Annotated in this window: 13 protein-coding genes; 5 read left to right on the forward strand and 8 right to left on the reverse strand. The window is 55.8% G+C overall.

All coding sequences use genetic code 11. From position 1 onward, the window contains the following. Window positions 1–38: 38 nt before the first annotated feature. The gene (locus tag HUN04_10830) at window positions 39–2,381 is read left to right on the forward strand and encodes a tetratricopeptide repeat protein (GenBank protein WDP90169.1); all 2,343 of its coding nucleotides are present in this window, start codon (window positions 39–41) and stop codon (window positions 2,379–2,381) included. A 204-nt stretch (window positions 2,382–2,585) separates the two neighbouring features. Continuing rightward, window positions 2,586–3,422 (forward strand): PEP-CTERM sorting domain-containing protein, encoded by an 837-nt coding sequence (locus HUN04_10835; protein ID WDP90170.1) that lies wholly within the window; start codon window positions 2,586–2,588, stop codon window positions 3,420–3,422. 38 nt (window positions 3,423–3,460) lie between these two features. On the opposite strand, the gene HUN04_10840 is transcribed toward HUN04_10835, so the two are convergent. Then, complete coding sequence (locus tag HUN04_10840) at window positions 3,461–3,640, reverse strand: hypothetical protein (protein WDP90171.1); 180 nt, start codon at window positions 3,638–3,640, stop codon at window positions 3,461–3,463. On the opposite strand from HUN04_10840, the gene HUN04_10845 reads away from it, so the two are divergent. Next, window positions 3,639–4,997, forward strand: a complete 1,359-nt coding sequence (locus HUN04_10845; GenBank protein ID WDP90172.1) for an MATE family efflux transporter — start codon at window positions 3,639–3,641, stop codon at window positions 4,995–4,997. The genes HUN04_10840 and HUN04_10845 overlap by 2 nt on opposite strands. 9 nt (window positions 4,998–5,006) lie before the next feature. On the opposite strand, the gene HUN04_10850 is transcribed toward HUN04_10845, so the two are convergent. The 4 genes from HUN04_10850 to HUN04_10865 form a co-directional block, all read right to left on the reverse strand. Then, entirely contained in the window at window positions 5,007–5,489 is a 483-nt protein-coding gene (locus HUN04_10850; protein WDP90173.1) for an adenosine-specific kinase, read from the reverse strand. Window positions 5,490–5,571: 82 nt separating this feature from the next. Then, complete coding sequence (locus HUN04_10855; protein WDP90174.1) at window positions 5,572–8,166, reverse strand: ABC transporter permease; 2,595 nt, start codon at window positions 8,164–8,166, stop codon at window positions 5,572–5,574. Next, complete coding sequence (locus HUN04_10860; protein ID WDP90175.1) at window positions 8,163–8,828, reverse strand: ABC transporter ATP-binding protein; 666 nt, start codon at window positions 8,826–8,828, stop codon at window positions 8,163–8,165. The genes HUN04_10855 and HUN04_10860 overlap by 4 nt, the downstream gene beginning before the upstream one ends. Further along, window positions 8,825–9,448, reverse strand: coding sequence for an arylesterase (locus tag HUN04_10865; GenBank protein WDP90176.1), 624 nt, complete (start codon window positions 9,446–9,448; stop codon window positions 8,825–8,827). The genes HUN04_10860 and HUN04_10865 overlap by 4 nt, the downstream gene beginning before the upstream one ends. 381 nt (window positions 9,449–9,829) lie before the next feature. On the opposite strand from HUN04_10865, the gene HUN04_10870 reads away from it, so the two are divergent. Together HUN04_10870 and HUN04_10875 are read left to right on the forward strand one after the other, a co-directional pair. Further along, window positions 9,830–11,326 (forward strand): methylenetetrahydrofolate reductase C-terminal domain-containing protein, encoded by a 1,497-nt coding sequence (locus tag HUN04_10870; GenBank protein WDP90177.1) that lies wholly within the window; start codon window positions 9,830–9,832, stop codon window positions 11,324–11,326. A gap of 135 nt (window positions 11,327–11,461) precedes the next feature. Further along, window positions 11,462–12,049 carry a hypothetical protein gene (locus HUN04_10875; protein ID WDP90178.1) on the forward strand — a complete coding sequence of 196 codons (588 nt, stop codon included), beginning with the start codon at window positions 11,462–11,464 and terminating at the stop codon, window positions 12,047–12,049. 4 nt (window positions 12,050–12,053) lie between these two features. Here the strand turns inward: HUN04_10875 and HUN04_10880 are convergent, their stop codons facing one another. From HUN04_10880 to sbcD, 3 genes are read right to left on the reverse strand one after another with little or no spacing between them, the layout of a single operon-like run. After that, window positions 12,054–13,553, reverse strand: coding sequence for an MFS transporter (locus HUN04_10880; GenBank protein WDP93250.1), 1,500 nt, complete (start codon window positions 13,551–13,553; stop codon window positions 12,054–12,056). 14 nt (window positions 13,554–13,567) lie between these two features. Next, entirely contained in the window at window positions 13,568–17,236 is a 3,669-nt protein-coding gene (locus HUN04_10885; protein WDP90179.1) for an AAA family ATPase, read from the reverse strand. Next, window positions 17,233–18,471, reverse strand: coding sequence for an exonuclease subunit SbcD (gene sbcD, locus HUN04_10890; protein ID WDP90180.1), 1,239 nt, complete (start codon window positions 18,469–18,471; stop codon window positions 17,233–17,235). Before sbcD ends, HUN04_10885 begins: the two co-directional genes overlap by 4 nt. Window positions 18,472–18,536 lie beyond the last annotated feature (65 nt).

Genomic DNA, 18,536 nt, shown 5'->3' on the forward strand with positions numbered 1-18,536 from the left:
ATAATGAGATCGTAACCTTCCAACACTTCAGGGGCGAAATGAAAGCGTATCGGATCTTTATAATCTGTGTGGTCTTATTCTCAGCCGTCATCAGTTCATGCGCCGATTCAGACCGGAAAAAATTCGACAGCCATGTGCAAAAAGCTGAAAAATTCATTGGGGAAAAGGACTATGCCAGCGCAACAATTGAACTTCGCAACGCATTGGCCATCGATCCTGAAAGCGACCATGCCAACTATCTCCTGGGCGAGGCCCATATTAAGCAGAACGATCAAGAAAGGGGCATATACTTTTTCCGCCGGGCTGCCCGGCTGAATCCGGCCAATCTTGATGCCCAGTTAAAACTCGGGCAGATACATATCCGGGAAAATAAATTGATTGAGGCCAGAAACATTGCGGAGAGGGTGCTGGCACAGCGTCCGGACAGCATTGAGGCATACCATTTGCTGGCCGGGGTACAGATCAGGGAACGCAATCTTAAAGCGGCGGTCAAAACAATGGAAACAGCGGTGTCCCTGGCCCCCCAGGCCTATGCGCCCAACATGTTCCTTGCCAGCATTTACGATAATGCCGGGCAATGGGAAAATGCAGAGGCGGCATACCTTAAAACCCTCTCCATCGCCCCGTCCAAACGGCCGCCCTATATCGAGCTGGCCAAGCTTTACCTTAAAACGGGAAATGCCCAAGACGCAGAAAAGACCCTGAGGAAAATGCTTGAAACTCCCGGGGAAAACGCCTTAAAACAAATTGATTTTGCGGCATTCTGCGAAAGCAGAATGGATCTCGAACAAGCCGAGCAGGAATACAAAAAGGCACTATCCCTTGCACCGGAAGAGGTCTATCCCTACCTGAAACTGGCTGAATTTTATGTCAGGACAAACCGCCGGCAAAATGCAACCGGCATCTTGGAAAAGGCACTTGGATTAAACAAGGCCCCTGTAAAAGTGCTCACAGGATTTTCACAGATGTATTTTCACTTCAATGATATTGACAGGGCAGAAACCTATGCAGACAAGGCCCTTGCCGCATCACCGGATGATATTGACGCCCTGATGATAAAAGGGCGGCTCCTCATTATCAGGGGAAAAACCCAAGAGGCCTTCTCAGATTTCGATAAAATCCTTGATCAGGACCGGTACAATGCAGACGCCTACTACTATAAGGCCGTATGCATTCGCAGCAAAGGCAGCCGGAACATTCCCGGTCAGGATGTCTACCGGGCAGCAGCCGGATTTCTGAACACCCCTGAACTTTTTGAAGCCCAGCAGGTAAAAGACCACCTGAATATCGCCCTGGCACTGAATCCACACCTCATCAACGCCCGGTACATGCTCGCCGAAATTCATCTGGCCGAAAAGAATATGGAAGCAGCAGAAAAGGAAATTGAATGGATTCTGAAATCCAACCCCAGAAGCCCGCGGATCATGCCCCTTGTGACGCAATTCAAGCTTCAGGAAAAAAAATTCCAGGAAGCCGAAAATATCTGTAAAATGATGCTGAAACAAACACCTGGCAGCAGCCTTGCACATCACCTTTTGGTGAAGGTCTACCTGGAATGGGGAAGGGTGGATGCCGCCATCAGCACCCTGAAAAAAAGGCTTGCCCTGTCCCCTGGCAACATCGGTATGCTCAGCACCCTGGTCACCCTCTACCTTAAGGAAAATAAGCCGGAAGATGCTTTAGTTCTCATCGAACAGCAGAACACCTCGGTCCCCCCGACCCAGCAGGCCATGCTCCATTACCTGAAAGGCAAAGCGTTTCTTGCCGGCCAAAAACTAGAACAAGCTTTCAATGCGTTTAAAACCGCTGTCAACATCGACCCGGTATTCCTGCCGGCCCACCTTTCCATGGCGAATATGCTCATGAAAGAGGGGCAGCATCAAAAAGCCGCCCGTCATTACCAGGAAATCTTATCGGAGAAGCCAGATCATATCCCCGCGTTAATGGGCATGGGCTACCTCCACGATACCATGGGAGAAAAGGGCAAAGCAGAAGCAAAGTATAAAATGGTACTCTCTGCCGCGCCCGACCATGCCAATGCGGCAAATAACCTGGCATTCCTCCTGGCCCAGAATGAACAGCGCCTGGACGAAGCCTTCGAGCTTGCAAAAAAGGCAAGAAAAGTCCACCCAGGGGACCCGAATATTCTGGATACAATGGGTTGGATCTATTACAAAAAAGGAAACTATAAAACCGCTGTATCAGAATTTAAAGAGAGCCTCAGACTTGATCCCAAAAGCGCTTCTACACAGTATCATTTAGGCATGTCCCATTACAAACTAAAGGAATACGAAGCCGCCAGAAAACATCTCAAGCAGGCACTTAAAATCGATACGGCATTTCCAGGCGCAGAAACTGCAAAAAGAATACTCAACCAATAGTTTCAAAGTTTTCTACATATTATGAACTTTTTGTAATATTCCATGTACAAACTTTCCTTTTTCCATGGCCTATAAATTTTTTTCAGCGCCGGGAGCCTAAAGGGTTAATCCTCCCAGCGAAAGCACACCGAAACCGGCACAGTTTATGCAGCGGTATTGTTAAACCTATTTTCAATTTACGTTAAGTAGTGAAGGACTAGGCAGATGAAAAAATTATTTTTAGCCTTTTTAAGTATATTGCTGCTAACCGGAACGGCATTGGCCGTACCGTATCTGCAGCTGGACATAACGCCGGACGGGCAGTATGACGCCACTTCTTATATTGAAAGCACCGTATCAACGTCTAATGATTTTGACTTAAGGGTTCTGGTAAACATGGACCAAAATCAAAACTATTCCCCCGGAGAAACATATTATGTCTCAATCGCCCTTGTCCAAAAGAATGAAAGCGGAGCAACTGTAGGGGTAGAAAAAAATGACAGTATTGACTATGGCTCATTTACTTTTGGCGGGAATTCATTTGATTTTGTCGGTGATTCAACCTATGGCACACCGCCTATTGCCATAGAGTCCACCGATAAAAACACCCCTGACGATCTGCAGGCCCACGGTATATTTGACACCTATTATTATGAATTTTCATTTCAATTCACTGATGAATTAAACAATACAGGTATACAATTCGAACCCGGCACTTCATCGGTCATTAATAACAGCTTTCTCCCTTCTAACAGCTTTAATGCTGGGGTGTTGGCAAACGGGTATAATGTTGCGGATGACACGAACTCAGACACGGCCATGCTTTTTGCCGATTTTGATATTGATGTATCAGGGATGACAAACGGGTACGGCATTCATTTTGATTTATATACCCTCACAACAAGTTTAACCAAAGACGGCATTCCCAAACCGGTTGTCGACAAAGTCGCCCCTTTCTCCCACGATGCAGAATCCTGGATCATACCTGAACCCACGACCATGGCTTTATTGGGATTTGGACTGATCGGTCTTGCAGGTATAGGACGGAAAAGATACGTTTAGCAGCCTAAGGATACAATCAGATTCAAGGCAGGTTTCCCCTATCCGGGTTTCCTGCCTTTTCTTTTTTCATCAACCGTCTTTTTATCCGATGGCAAAAATTTTTCAGGTTTGATATAGCTCCGATAATGCAAAAAAATAACGTCACCCGTTATTTTTATTAACAAATGCAGCCCTGCAGACTCAACATGCGGGGCTTTGTTATCCGGAGCCGATTTCATGTCCCAATCCGACACTGCACAACAAAGCTTTCTGGGCCATCTGCTGACCCTGGCCCTGCCCATTTCCCTGCAGAATCTTCTGACCTGCTCCATGACGGTCATTGATATTCTCATGGTGGGGCAACTCAATGAAACAGCCATCGCCGCCGTGGGCATTGCCACCCAGTTTGTCTTTATTTTTATCGTTATCCAGTACGGGATCCACTCCGGAATATCCATTTTCACCGCTCAGTACTGGGGAAAAAAAGATTTAAGCCGGATTAAGCAGCTATCGGGACTGGGGATCCTGGCCGGTCTGGCCGTGGCGGCTCTGTTCAGCTTCATTGCCCTTATCCTGCCGGACCAGCTCATGTCCCTGTTTTCCAAAGATCCGGCCGTGGTGGTCCTGGGATCGGGCTATCTCAAAATTGTGGGGATTACCTTTGCCTTTTCCGCCGTAATCTTTTCATTTATGTCCAATCTCAGGGCCCTGGGATTCGTTCGGGTCCCCATGGTCTGCTCCATGGTGGCGGTCTCTTTGAACATTTTTCTCAACTATGTGCTTATTTTCGGTCATCTCGGCTGTCCGGCCCTGGGCGTCACAGGGGCCGCCATCGCCACCTGTACCTCAAAAATTGTGGAATGTCTGGTCATGGCCGGAATTATTTACGGGAAACGCTATCCCCTGGCCGCCTCCATAAAGGAAATGCTGGGCTTTGACAGGCCCTTTTTTATGCGGGTACTGGCCACCTGCTGGCCGGTATTTCTCAATGAATTATTCTGGGTGACAGGGGTGAGTATGTACAAGGTGGTCTATGCCAGGATCGGCACCCAGGCCATTGCCGCCGTCAATATTGTGGCCACCCTGGAGGAATTCATGTTCATTCCCTTTTTCGGCATCTTTCACGGGGGATCCATTATGATCGGCAACAGCATCGGCGCCGGCAGGGAGAAGAGGGCCTATGCCTACGGCCGCTTCCTGATGGTTGCCCAGCTCATTATGGCCCTGGCTGCCGGGGCCATGATGATCCTTTCCAGGGACCTTGTCCTCTCCTTCTACAATATCTCTCCGGCCACCTACGAAAACGCATATTATCTCATGCTGGTGGCAGGATTGGTATTCTGGGGCAAAACCACCAATTTTACCACCATCGTGGCCGTACTCAGGGGTGGAGGGGACACCCGCTTCGGTTTCCTGCTGGACCTTGCCGGGGTCTGGTGCATCGGTGTGCCCATGGCTTTTTTGGCTGCCTTTTACCTGGAGCTTCCCGTATACGGGGTCATGGCATTGATTGCCGTGGAAGAAGTGTTCAAGCTTGGCATCGGCATCCCCAGGTTTCTGTCAAAAAAATGGATCAGAAACCTGGTGGGCGCCTGAAAAAATATTCTATCCTTTGTAACCGATCATCCGGAGAAAGCCTTTTCGCTTTTCAATGTCCTCCTCGGTTTCAATTCCCTTGGAGGAAAAGCCGTCCACAACCCCCAGAATGCCCCGCCCCTGGTCTGTCTGGGCAAGGATCACCTCAACCGGGTTGGCCGTGGCGCAGTGGATCCGGGCCACTTCAGGCACATTCTTAATGGTGTTCAAAATATTGATGGGGAACATATCCTCCATAAAAATGATAAATGAATGGCCGGCGGACAGGGCATAGGCATTCTTTTTGGCCAGTTCGATGAGCTTTTCATCGGTGCCGCTGTACCGGACCAGGCATTCCATGGACGCCTCGCAGAAGGCCACGCCGAACTTGGCGTTGGGCACGGTGCAGACAATGGCTTCATGGATGTCCTCAACCGTTTTGATAAAATGGGCGTGGCCCAGAATAAAGTTCAGTTCATCTGGATTTTCGATTTTATATGTGATCAATTCCATACAGACCTCCAAAGATTAAGGGTGATTTAAAAAGCCGGAATGGGCATAATTAACCATATCCGGGTCTGAAAAACAAGATGTCCTATTTGCCGGAAAGCAGAGAAAGGGGGGTGCCCCTCATCACCTTGAGGGCGGCCCAGAGCCCTGTTGCCATGCAGACACCTGTGGCACCGGCAAGTATCCCCCCAAGCCAGAGGGGATCAAAGGCCCAAAGCCGGTCAAAAAAATACCAGGACACGGCCCAGGAGAATCCCATGCTCAGGACGACGGCAAAAAGGCTCGCCGTAAATCCCATGACGCCGAACTCCAGGAGAATCACCTGGCGGAGCATTTTGAAATCACACCCAAGCACCTTCAGCAGATTGATCTGATTCCGGTTTCTCCGCGCCTCGTGCCGGGCAATGGAAAAAATGGAAACCAGGCCGGCTCCCATGGCCAGCCAGGCCATGAACCGGACCGAAAGCAGGAGGCGGTCCGTTACCCCTAAAATGGTGGCAGCCGTCTGGGTCACGTCGATCACCGAAATATTGGGAAACCGTGAAACCAGCCTGTTTTTCAACGCCTTCCGCAGTTCCGGAGGAACATTGGAAATGGCCCCAAGATGGGTTTTAGGCGCATCGTTGAGCACCCCGTTCTGGAAAAGAAGGAAGAAATTGGGCTGGAAGGAATTCCACCTCACCTTTCTCAGGTTCACCACCCGCCCTTCCATTGAGATGCCCTGGACATCGAATCCGATGAGGTCCCCGATCTTGAATCCGAAACGGTTGGCAAAGCTCACGGCCATGGAAATTTCAAAGGGGGCTTTTCCTGTAAAATCCCATGGGCTGGTGGTCATGGGATGTCCCCGGACCAGGGTCTCGGAATCGGCCAGGGTATCCCTGTAGGAAAAGATAAATTCCAGGCGCCGGATCCCCCGCCGCCCCCTCCGGTTCCCCGGCCCCGGGGCGCCCTGCCTGCTGGTGCTTTGGGGACGGCCGAAAAATGGCTGCCCGTTCACGGTTAGAATCCGGCCGTTAACCACAGGCGAGATATGGGAGAGATCCCCTTGCGACCCTCCCATGAATGCTTCCAGATCCGCCTTTTGCTCGTCCTGGATATCCACCAGGAAAAACACGGGCAGCTTCAGCCCCTCGGGGCGCATGATCTCCCCTTCAAGCCCTTTACGGATCTGGGGAATCAGGGTGATTAAAAACACCCCCATGGCAATGGTCACAAAACATGACAGGGATGACCACCGGTTTCGGAACAGATTCCTCAAAGCGATTTTCCCGGGCAAGAACCCGGCCATGGCCCGGCCCAGGGAGAGCCGGCCGCAGAACCGGAACACCAGGGTGCCGGCCAGGGACAGCAACACCATGGCCAAAAGGCATCCGGCACTGAACACCATTCCGTCCCGGGCGGCTCCGGCCACAGCCATGGACACCCCCAAAAAGGCGGCCAGCACCGGAACAAAAGAAAGCCCCCCCCATATCCGGAATCTGTTTTTTTCAGCCGTCCCCGCGCCCCGCAAAAGATCCAGGGGTCGGATTCCGAAGAGCCGCACAAAGGCGGGCAGGCAGAAAACCAGGCTGCCGCCGATGCCCATGCCCAGCGCCACAGCTGCAGCGGTCCCATCCATGCGGATGACAAGCCCCTGGGGCACCATCCCCTTGAAAATCACGGGAAAGACGGGCAATAGCAAAAAGGATGCGCCAACGGCCAGTACGGCGGCCGCCGTCCCCAGCAGCACCAGCTGGAAACTGACAAACCCGTATATTTCCCGCCGCTGGCCGCCCAGGCTCATGAGAATGGCCATTTCCTTCTGCCGGGCAGCCACCATCCCCCTGAAAAGGTAGGCCCCGGAAATACCGGCCAGGAAAAGCGCCACAATGGCCACCAGACCCATATAGCCCGTAAAATAGCGGGTCAGCCGCCCCAGCTGCCGGTTTACATCCCGGGTATCGAAAACATTGATCCTGGGCTGCCCCCCGCTGGTTTCAAAAAACCGTGCATCCAGGGCCCTGGCCAGGGCCGCCACATCGGTCCCAGGGGGAAACCTGTAAAAATAAAAATACCGGATACGGCTGCCAAACCTTACCAGACCGGTATCAGCCAACTGGTCCAGCCCCATATAAACCTTGGGTGCAAGGTCCACGGCCGTAAGGGATTTGTCCGGATCATTCAGAAAAAAATCCTGGATGCAAAAATCCTTGTCTCCGATGCGCAGGGGCAGGGCAGACTCCGCTTCAATTCCCAGGGTATGTGCCGTGTCCCGGGTCATCAGCAGACCGGGCCCCTGCTGAAGCGCACTGACGTCCCCGCCCTTTTCAAGAACGAATTTCCCGTACAGGGGATAGGCCTTTCCCACGGCCATGATCCTCACCAGCCGGGCCTGGGGGAGTGTCCCTGCCTGTACCATGGAATAGAAAGCCACCAGCCGGGCAACAGCCTTGTCCCTCCCCAGCACCCTGTCCGCCAGGGCCAATTCCTGACCGGTCATGGGGGATGAGGCGGAAAGCACCATGTCGGCCGTAAGGATCTCCTTAAGATTATTGTCCATGTGCCGGTCCAGGGACCGGCCAAATGAAAGCACGGCCACAAACCCGGCCAGACCGATGGCGAGGTTGAACACAAAAAAGAAGGAAAATCCACGATTAACCCGGACCGCATCCAGGGCCATGCGCAGCCAGAGCGTCATGGGGCCAGCCGTCCCTTTATAATGGGACAGATCCGTGTGCACCGTGCTGCCAGTTCCGGGTTGTGGGTCACCATAACCAAACTTTTCCCTTCCTGTTTCACCAAGTCAAACAAGAGAGCCGCCACCACCTCCCCGGTCTGGGTATCCAGATTGCCGGTGGGTTCGTCTGCCAGAAGCAGGGACGGCCGGCCCACCAGGGCCCGGGCAATGGCCACCCGCTGGCATTCTCCCCCGGAAAGCTGCCCGGGCAGGTGGTGCTGTCGGGCTTCCAGCCCCACAGCCGCCAGGAGGCGGTCCGTTTTTTCGGCAATTTTACTCTCCTTTGAAATTTCCAGAGGCAGGCTGATGTTTTCCCGGGCCGTGAGATGGGGCATGAGATGAAACTGCTGGAAAACCATGCCGATCTTCTCTGCCCTGAACCGGGCCAGCCGGTCCTGGCCCATCTCTGCCAGATTCTCTCCGTCCAGCAGAATTTTCCCCGTATCAGGCCGGTCCAGTCCCGCAATGAGTGACAGCAGGGTGCTTTTGCCTGATCCCGACTGCCCCACAATGGCCAGGGTTTCCCCACGGTCCACCCGGAGATCAATCCTGTCCAGGACCCTCAGCCGCCCGCCTCCCGGCTGCTCAAAACTTTTGTCTACGCCCTTCAGTTCAAGCGTCATAATAGCGCCTTAATATAGGGAAATACCGTTTCCGCAATTATTCTATGGCCCTTTGGCGTGGGGTGGATGCCGTCCGCCTGGTTCAGCCGGCGCTGCCCGCCCACGCCTTCCAGAAGAAAGGGAACCAGGGCCACATCATATTCCCGGGCCAGTTCCGGAAAAACCCGCCGGAAATCCGCCGCGTAGCCGGGCCCGTAATTGGGGGGCACCTCCATACCGCAAAGCACCACCCTGATATGATTTTCCTTTGCCAGATCAATGGCCTTTGCCAGGTTCTTTTTCATCTCCCCCACCGGCAGCCCCCGCAACCCGTCGTTGGCCCCCAGGGCCAGCACCAGAATATCCGGATCCGCCCTCAGATACCATTTGAGCCGGGCATGTGCCCCGGCGCTGGTGGCGCCGCTGGCCCCTCCGTTGACCACCTTGACCCTCCCCGGCATCCACCGATTAAACCGTTCCTGAATCAGGGCGGGATACGCCTGTTCCGGCATCACGCCCAGCCCGGCAGTCAATGAATCGCCAATGAACAAGACCTGAACCTGGCCGGCCGTTGAAAAACCGGTAATCAGGGACAGGCCGGCAAAAATACAGCCAATAATGAGAAACTTTACCCGGGTCATTTGCAATATCCTTAAGGGTGAATAAGCATTTTTAAATATGGGGGTTTTAAATACATTTTTCAAGGGGTCAGCCCAGCACCGGAAAAATACCGTATCCCAAAAAAATGAACCGGATCAAAACAACACCCTGAAAAATGCGCCAGTCCATTTCCATCCGCGTTCCATCCGCGACGCCCTGGCGAGGGCGGTGGAAAACCCGGAAGAAAAATTAACGCCCAGCGCCGGAGCCAGGGGAAAAAAATACGGGATATGGAGTAAACCGGATATCAATGAGATCTTAAAAATACCTGAAATTATACTTGACTTGGATCAATGATTTCTTTAAATAAGCGTTCTATTGTTAATTTAACAATACCCTAACCCCTTGCCAGGAGAAATAGCGTGCTCCGAATATTCAGTGAAGAGTTAATGGACCCCAAAAACTTTGTGGTCACCCTTGAACTTGTGCCGGGCCGAGAATCCTTCGGCCGCAGCACGGACAGCCTTGTGGGCATTGCAAGAGATGCCTTTGCAGACGGCAGGATATCAGCCGTTTCCATCACAGACAACCCCGGCGGGAACCCCTCCCTCTCCCCGGACGTGCTGGGATATGAAATATTCAAATACGGACTGGACGTCATTGTCCACTTTACCTGCCGGGACATGAACCGGGTGGGCATGGAGAGCCGGGCCCTGCAGCTGGCCCGCATGGGCATGAAAAACCTGCTTTGTCTTACCGGCGACTACAGCGGCAAGGGCTTTGAAGGCCGGGGGGCACCTGTATTCGACCTGGACTCCGTGCTGCTCAGCCGTATGATCAAGGGGCTGACCCACCGGCTTCTGGCCTCGGGAGACCCGGAACCCTTTTTCCAGGGCTGCGGGGTTTCGCCCTTTAAAACCCGCCGGTCCGAATGCATGGCCCAGTATAAAAAACTGGACAAAAAAATCGCGGCCGGCGCCGGTTTCGTCATCACCCAGCTGGGTTACGACATCAACAAATTCAGTGAACTGATCCGATACCACAAGGAAAAAAACAGCCATGTGCCGGTGATGGCTTCGGTTTACCTGCTCAGCCCGGGTGCGGCCAAGGCCATGAACATGGGCAAGGTCCCCGGCGCCTATGTTTCCGACACGCTCCTGGCCCAGATCCAGGAGGAATGGAAGGACAAAAAAGAGGGGATGAAGGCCGCCATCGAACGGGCCGCCCGTTTGGGAGTCGTCCTCAAGGGTTTCGGCTACCGGGGCATCCACATCGGCGGTATCCATAAAAGCTTTGATGCCGTGGGCGCCATCCTTAACCGGATGGAGGAAATCGAAGGGGAATGGCATCGGTATGTCTCCGATTTTTCCGACAAGGATAAAAACGCCTATTACTGGTACGACCAGATAAAGGAGACCCCCAATGGCGGCGGCACCTCTCCCGGGATCAAAAAACAGGTGACGGAACATATACCATACCGTATGCTCAGTGCCGCCCACGGCCTCTTTTTTGAAAAAGAAAACATTCTGGCACCGGTGTACAGAAAATTTGCCCAGTTCCTGGACAACACAGACAAAACCTGGGTATTGAAACGCTGCCTGGAAGACCCCATGAAAATGAGCATGCTCTCCTGCCAGAGCTGCGGGGACTGCGGTATCCAGCACGCCGCCTTTATCTGTCCGGAATCCGGCTGTCCCAAACACACCAGGAACGGGCCCTGCGGCGGCTCCAAGGACGGATTCTGCGAGGTATACCCCGATAAAAAGAAATGTATCTGGGTGAGGGCCTACGCCCGCCTGAACCATGCCGGCAAACTGGAAACCTTTCTGGAAGACCGGGTGCCGCCCCGTAACTGGGAATTAAACAAGACCTCTTCCTGGGTGAATTTCCACCTCAACCGGGACCACCAGAAATCCTGACCCCCCTCTTTCACCTCCTTTTCCGGCCGACGGCTTGAATACCGGGAAAGGAGGTGGTATTTTAAATTTACGGTAAACAATTCGTAACGGCTGGTGTATCGCCCCGTATCCATAAGATCACAGGGAGGGTTGACGATGCTGTTCAATGTGTCAAAGCAAATGGTCATTTTCGGTTTTCTGCTTGCAGCCCTGGGGGCCACGGCACCTGCCGCAACCGCCCGAGGCAGTTTCTTTGACTACCACGGCACCTCGATGTTCTACGGCCAGAGCCAATGGACCAATGTGGGTCCGGAGCCCGCCGAGAATTATGAATGGACCTCGGTCAATTATCTCCTGGGCAAGGATCTGACCGGCTGGCTGGCCCTGGAAACCTGGCTGGGAGCGGGATTCCTGAATTCAGACCACCACGGCAACACCCCCACGATTGAAGCCAGGATCATGGCCGATGCGCACTACGGATGCCTTTTCCTGAAGCTGGGATGGGGCGCAGCCCACCTTTTTGAAGACCAGAATCTGCCCGGCCTGGCCCCGTCAACCCTCCACACCATCATCTCCGGGTCGGCCGGGTTCAGGTTTCAATTTCGCCGCCGGGGAAACCCGCCCGTTGAATTGCGCCTGGGCTACGGGGTGGAACACATGTCCGCCCCCACCAAGGGGGGAGAAGACGGGGATGAAGGGTGGAATGCCGGGGGAATCAGAATTTGCCTTGCATGGCCATTCTGACGCATCACCGCCCCCCGGAACCAGCCTTTTCAGAGGGCAGCAACAGACTCAGGCAAAGCCCCAGGACAGAGACGGCCGCGGTCACGGCAAAGGCGGCCCATACCCCGTCCAGCACTGCATTCTGAAGCAGTTCAAGGGTGGATTCCGGCAACAGGGCCCGAAATTCCGGCTGGAAAAGATGGGTCATGCTCTCCTTTAGCCGGCCGGCCATTTCAGCGGAAAGGCCGGCGCCGCCATTCTCAATGCCGCGGAACAACCGGAAGGTAACAACCCCTCCGCAAATCCCGACACCGATGGTCCCCCCCAGGGTCCGGGCGAACTGGTGCAGGGAAGTGGCCACGCCCAGATCCTTTGGCGGCACGCTGTTCTGGGAGATAAGCAGGGAGGAAAGGGTGATATAGCCCATGCCCAGGCCGACAACCATAAACACGAAAAAGCAGTAAAGCAGGTGGGTGTCACGGTGGAAGGTCAGACAGAGCCCCGTGCCCGCGGCCATGAGAAGACAGCCGGTGATATTGGCCTTTTTCAGGCCCACGGATTCCACCATCCGCCCCAGGATCAGGCCGCCCAGGGACCATCCCAGGCTCAAGGAAAGCATGGCATAGCCCACCACCATGGGGGTGCGGGCCATGGCGCCCTGGAGAAATAACGGGGCATAGGCAAACAGGGAAAACATGGAAAAACTGGCCCCAAGCGTCACGGCGTTGCCCAGGGCAAATCCCGGATACCTGAAGAAACGGAAATCCAGGAAAGGATCCTTTGCCCGGCCTTCGGCCAGGATGAATCCGCCCCCAAGCGTCACGGCAGCCGCCGCCAGAAAGATACCCAGGGGCGATCCCCAGGGCACTTCCCTCCCCCCTGTCATGATCAGGGTAAGCCCGGCCAGCACCGCCCCGGAAAAACAGGTAATTCCAGCCCAGTCCAGGTCGGCCCGACCCGGTTTTTCCCGGAATTCCCTGAAGAAAAAACCGATGCCGGCCATGGAAAGCACCCCCATGGGCAGATTGATATAAAATATCCAGGGCCAGGAAAAATAGGTCACGATGAATCCCCCCAGGGTGGGGCCGATCACCGAGGATATGCCCCAGACGGAACTTGCCAGAGAGAGGGTCTTGCCCCGCTGTCCGGGCAGGGCCACATCGGAAAGCACCACATAAACCAGGGCGAAAATCCCCCCGGCTCCGATGCCCTGGAATACCCGGGCCCCCACCAGGAATCCCATGGAAGGCGACAGCCCGGCGGCAAATGAGGCACCGGAAAAGATTACAATGGCCGTCATCATCAGGGATTTGGCCGAAAAAAGGTCGGAGAGTTTGCCGAATACCGGCAGGGAGACCGCCCGGGCCAGAAAATACGCAGAATAGACCCAGGCATAGAGGGAGAGCCCCCCTAATTCTGCAATGATGGTGGGCATGGCCGCAGACATGACCAGGGCATCCAGCGCTCCGAGAAAGAGAGCCAGGAGGGCCGACCCGATAATCAGCCCGCGTTCCCTTGGACTCATATTCTCAGGTCCGGTCACGAGGCCTTCCTTTCAAATCGTTCATCCAGCCGGCTCACCCCCATACCGGTCCGGGGGCTGACTTCAATGCGCACGGCAATCCGCTCCTTCATGGCTTCCACATGGGAGATCACCCCGATCATCTTGCCCCCGGCATTGAGGCTGTCCAGGGCATCCAATGCCACATCCAGGGTTTCAGGATCCAGGGTTCCGAAGCCCTCATCCAGAAACAGGGAATCAATGGAGGTCCGGCTGGAGACCAGGTCTGACAATGCCAAAGCCAGGGAAAGACTCACCAGGAAGCTCTCTCCGCCGGAAAGGGTTTTGGTATCCCGCACCGTATCGGCCTGCCAGGTGTCCACCACCTCCAGGCCCAGAACCTCGTCCTTTTTCTGGCACAGCAGATACCGCCCCTGCAGGCGTTCCAGCCGTTTATTGGCAAGATATAACAGATGATCCAGGGTCAGCCCCTGGGCGAATTTCCTGAATTTGTCCCCGTCCCTGGACCCGATGAGGCCGGAAAGCCGCATCCAGTTATCGTAAATGTCCTTCTGCCGGTCGACCTGTTCGAACAATTCGGCCTGGGCTTTCCGCCTGGCCTTATCCTGGCGGATCTTTTCCCCGATTTCACCCTGGCTGCGCACCAGTTCCTTGATGGCGGCATCCAATGCCTTTGCCTCGGCCGCCAGTTCTTCCCTGGATTTTAGTGTCAGGGCCAGGGCCCTGTGTTTTTCAAGATCCGATGCCGCACGGGCCTGGGTGGCCAGGGCGGCATCCATCTCCTTGGTCAGCCCCTGCTTCAGGCCCTCAAGCCGCTCCCGCTCGGTTTTATCCAAAAGTGCAGCCTTGAAATCCGTCTCAGTGTCAAAGCTGGATCCGGCCAGTCCGTCGCGCCAGGCCCGGGCCGCCTCTTTTTCCCGTTCCCCAAGGGCCTTGCCGGCCTTTTCCAGTGAGTCTTTTTTCCCAGCCAGACGGTTCACCTCATCCCCTGCCCGGTTCCGGGCCCCAATGGCATGGTTGAGAGCCTTTTCAGCCGCCTTCACCGCATTGGCGAATTTTTCCCGCTCCCGGGCCACCACCCGATCACCGAAACGTGCCAAACGCTCCCGGGTCAGCCTGTCCAGAACAGCCCGGCCGGCCGCTTTTTTTTCTTTTACCGCCTCAGCCTGCCCCCGGACCAGATCCAATTCCTTTGCAGCCGGCCCCTCTTCCTCCCGGACAGCCGCCAGGGTTTCCTTTGCCTTGTCCCGGTCCGCCACTGCCCTTTGATAGGCGTCCCATAATTCCCCGTGGGCCCGGAGCCACTCGTCCTGGCCGCCGATCTCCGGCAAGGCCATTCCCCGAAGGCTCTGGGCCAGCTGCGCCTCGGCATCTTGGATTTCCCCGGCTGCCGCCTCTTTCTGCCGGCGGATCTCATCTGCCGCCAGGCCCAGCTGCTCTTTCTCCTTTTCCGCCATGGCCCGGTCATGGATCAGCACTTGCCGCATCTCCCTGCCCCTGTCCATCCGCTCCTGGCCGGCCTGCCGCTCCCGCTCCAGGCGGTTGAGTTCCTTCAGGGCTTTTTCCAGGTTGATAAAGGCCTCTTCCCGGCCATTGATCCATTCCCTTACCGCTTCCCCGTGGCCTATGTTCAGGCCGGTCCCCAGTTTTTCACCTAGGCGGTTCCAGTCGCTGACAACAGCGGCCAGGCTTTTTTCCATATCCGCCGTGTCCCGTCCCCTGCTTTCCAGGCCGGCCCGGGTGTCGGCCAGTACCCGGGAGGCCTTGTCCAGGTCTCTTTGGGTCTGTTCCAGTTCTTCTGCCCGTTTCTTCTTCCGCGCCTGGGTTCCGGAGGGGTCAATCCGTCCGTAGGCCTCAATGGCCGGATGCTCCGTGGCTCCGCAAAGGGGACAGGCCGCACCTTTTTGCAGCCGCTCCCTGTGCTGGGAAAGGCTTGCGATGCGCTCTTCAAGCACCAGGGTCCGGTCCAATTCTTCCAGGTGGGTCCGGATCTCTTTACGTATGCCTGTCAGTTTTTCCACCTCAGCCATTTCTTTTTCCAGGCGGACCTTTAAAAGGGCCTCTTCATTTCTCACCCGGTCCAGCGTTGCCCTCTCCTTTTCGTACTGCCGGGCCAGGGATTTGAGATCCGCCCGCAGGGGAGCGGCGCCGGCAAGCGCCCTGTATGCCCGGTCCAGTTCCCCGGGGTCGCGGCCGTCCAGAAGCGCCTCCGTCTCCCGGGCCAGGCCGGCGGCAGCATCGGCCAATTTCTGCAGCCCTGCGTCACAGGCCGCCCGGTCTTTCCCGTTTTTCTCCAGGGTATTTTCAACCGCCTGTTGGGACTCGGCATTCGCGGCTTGGGCTTCATCGGCCTTTTTTAAAACCACGGCCAGCCGGGCCCGCCTTTCAAAAAGCGTTTTCGCCAGGGGCAGAATTTCCCCCAGATGTTTATGGGTGCTGTTGGCCGCCAGGTAAGTGCCATACCGGTCCAATGCCGCCCTTGCGGCATGGCCCCTTCCCTCAATCTCCTTGCAGGTTTTTTCCAGGCCGGTCGCCTGGTTCTTCAACTCGTTATACAGATCTTCCAGCCTGCCGGCCTCCTGCCGTGCGCCTTCAATCTGCTGGTCCAGGGGAAGCACCTCTTCCGTGATCAGGGTTTCGTTTTTTTCCCTTTCCTCCCTTGCCGCATCCAGGGCTTTCCCGGCGGCTTCCCATTCCCTGTCCAGCCGTATCAACCGGCTCTGCAGGGTTTCCAGGGTCTGGGCGGCGTCAGCCAGATCCTTAGCATTTTCCTGCCGGTCCCCCAGGGCATCCGCCAACCGGTCGAACAAGGGTTTGATTTCAAGGGCAGGCAGGGCATTGTCCAGGCGCTGCAGTTCGGTCTGGCCCGCTTCAAGGGCATGCTCCGCCGCCTCGACCCGCCGGGCGACATCCAGCACCTCTTTTTCCAGCTCCGCCTTCCGGTCCAGCCAGGCCCGATGGCTAAGAACCAGGTCCTGTTCCTTTTTCAGGTCCTCCTCCCGCACCCTGAATGCCTCAACCTCCTCAGCCAGTCGCTCCAGGTCATCCCCCGTGAGCAGTTCCACCACCCCGGCCTTGGCCTGGAGCATATCCAACGGGATCTTTTCCGACTTGGTCCGTTCAAACACTGCCCGGGAAAGCTCGCCGTAAATTTCCGTGCCTGTGAGTTCCTCCAGCAACTCAGCCCGTTCATTGGCATTGGCATTTAAAAAAGCGGCGAATCCCCCCTGGGCCAGAAGAATGGATTTGGTAAACCGGCCGAAATCCAGCCCGGTGATCGCCTTTACCTGACGCATTTTTTCCTTGGTCTGTGAAGCGATAATGGTGCCGTCCCCCTTTGCCAGTTCCACCTGGGGGGGCTGGAGCCTGCCGTCGGGCTTGAGATTTGCCCGGCGCTGGGCCCAGAAAGCCCGGTAAGTCTGGCCCTGCACCTCAAACTCCACCTCGGCCAGGCAGTCCCCGGTGTGCCGGGTCATCAGCTCATTGGCGCCGGAAGAAACCTGGAGCCGGGGCGTCTGGTGGTAAAGGCCCAGGCAGAGGGCGTCCAGAATGGAGGTCTTTCCCGCCCCCGTCGGCCCGGTGATGGCAAAGAGGCCGTGGCCGGCGAATGCCGGGTCCCGGAAATCAATGGACCATTCCCCCTTCAGGGAGTTGATATTCTTAAACCTGAGTTTCAGAATTTTCATTTCTCCGCCCCCCTGACCGTTTCCAGGATCTCGTCAAACAAGGTCTTCATGGCTGCCCTCTGCTCATGGGTTAAGTCCTCGTCTTCCAGGCGCCTGTCAAAGACCTCCTTGGGATTCAGCTCCTCCAGCCGCTCCTTCACCTCGGTTACCCGGCCCGGCCCGCCGTTTTTTCGTTTTCGCCGTATCCGCAGCAGTTCCAGCCCCCCTTCTTCCCCGAAAACCTCTCCAATCACCGCCTGGATCCGGTCCTGGAGATCCGTCAGATAATGGTCGGCGGAAACCTCGGCTTCCAGCCAGGCAGGGGAGAGGGTTCCCTTCCCCCCTCCGGCCTTCAGTGCCCGGATGCCGGCCTCTATATCCTCTAGGCTCCCCTTCAGGGTGGCCAGCGTCCGGAAGCAGGGCACGGCAACCGGTTCCACCGATTTAAGCCCGGTACTTTCAAAATCCACCTGGAGAATCTGCTTTTCCCCGGCCCCCTCATCGAAACTCAACGGAATGGGAGAGCCGGAGTACCGGATATGCGCCCTCCCCTTGATCCGCTGTCCCCGGTGGAGATGGCCAAGGGCAATATAATCGGCTTCAGGGAATCCGTCCGCCGGAAAGGCATCCAGGGATCCGATATAAATATCCCGCACCGATTCCGACGACTTGCCCCCCACAACGGTGAGATGTCCCGTTGCCATCATTGGCAGGCCCTTTTCCGGACACAATCTTTCAGCCGCCGCAGCCACCTGTCCGTACACCTCCCGGATGGCCCGGCCCACAGCCTGCTGCTTGTCCTGCCCCGACTGCCCCCCCAGGCTTTTGACCAGGTCACGGGGCCGCATAAAGGGCAGGGCACAGACCACAAGTCCGGGCTCCCCGTTGCGGTCTGTGAACAGCATCGCATGGTCCTGCGGATCATCAGAAATCCCTGCCACCACCCGGGTATTCAGGCAGGACAGGATGGAGCGGCCCTCGTTCAGGGTGGCGGCGGCATCGTGGTTCCCTCCCAGGATCAGGGCCTGCCGGCATCCCGTATTCTGAAGGGAAACAATAAATTCATTGTAAAGGGTTCGCGCATAGGAAGGGGGTGCTCCGGTATCGAAAATATCACCGGCCACCACCAGGCCGTCGGCCCGGCGCTCCCTGATCTGCTCAATGAGCCAGTTCAGGAACGCCCGGTGCTCGGTTTCCCGGGTTCTGCCCATGAAATGCTGGCCCAGATGCCAGTCAGAGGTATGAAGAATCCGCATTCAATATCTTTCCATCTGGTTAAAATCAACGGTCGCAAGGATATAACCCAATCCGGACGGGGGCA

The organism is Desulfobacter sp. (genome assembly GCA_028768525.1).
Taxonomy (GTDB): Bacteria; Desulfobacterota; Desulfobacteria; order Desulfobacterales; family Desulfobacteraceae; genus Desulfobacter.

Bases quoted from the DNA above. Each gene is read 5' to 3' on its own strand.
- HUN04_10830 (WDP90169.1), top strand. From the start codon at position 39: ATGAAAGCGTATCGGATCTTTATAATCTGTGTGGTCTTATTCTCAGCC.
- HUN04_10835 (WDP90170.1), top strand. From the start codon at position 2,586: ATGAAAAAATTATTTTTAGCCTTTTTAAGTATATTGCTGCTAACCGGA.
- HUN04_10845 (WDP90172.1), top strand. From the start codon at position 3,639: ATGTCCCAATCCGACACTGCACAACAAAGCTTTCTGGGCCATCTGCTG.
- HUN04_10840 (WDP90171.1), bottom strand. From the start codon at position 3,640: ATGAAATCGGCTCCGGATAACAAAGCCCCGCATGTTGAGTCTGCAGGG.
- HUN04_10850 (WDP90173.1), bottom strand. From the start codon at position 5,489: ATGGAATTGATCACATATAAAATCGAAAATCCAGATGAACTGAACTTT.
- HUN04_10855 (WDP90174.1), bottom strand. From the start codon at position 8,166: ATGACGCTCTGGCTGCGCATGGCCCTGGATGCGGTCCGGGTTAATCGT.
- HUN04_10860 (WDP90175.1), bottom strand. From the start codon at position 8,828: ATGACGCTTGAACTGAAGGGCGTAGACAAAAGTTTTGAGCAGCCGGGA.
- HUN04_10865 (WDP90176.1), bottom strand. From the start codon at position 9,448: ATGACCCGGGTAAAGTTTCTCATTATTGGCTGTATTTTTGCCGGCCTG.
- HUN04_10875 (WDP90178.1), top strand. From the start codon at position 11,462: ATGCTGTTCAATGTGTCAAAGCAAATGGTCATTTTCGGTTTTCTGCTT.
- HUN04_10880 (WDP93250.1), bottom strand. From the start codon at position 13,553: ATGAGTCCAAGGGAACGCGGGCTGATTATCGGGTCGGCCCTCCTGGCT.
- HUN04_10885 (WDP90179.1), bottom strand. From the start codon at position 17,236: ATGAAAATTCTGAAACTCAGGTTTAAGAATATCAACTCCCTGAAGGGG.
- sbcD (WDP90180.1), bottom strand. From the start codon at position 18,471: ATGCGGATTCTTCATACCTCTGACTGGCATCTGGGCCAGCATTTCATG.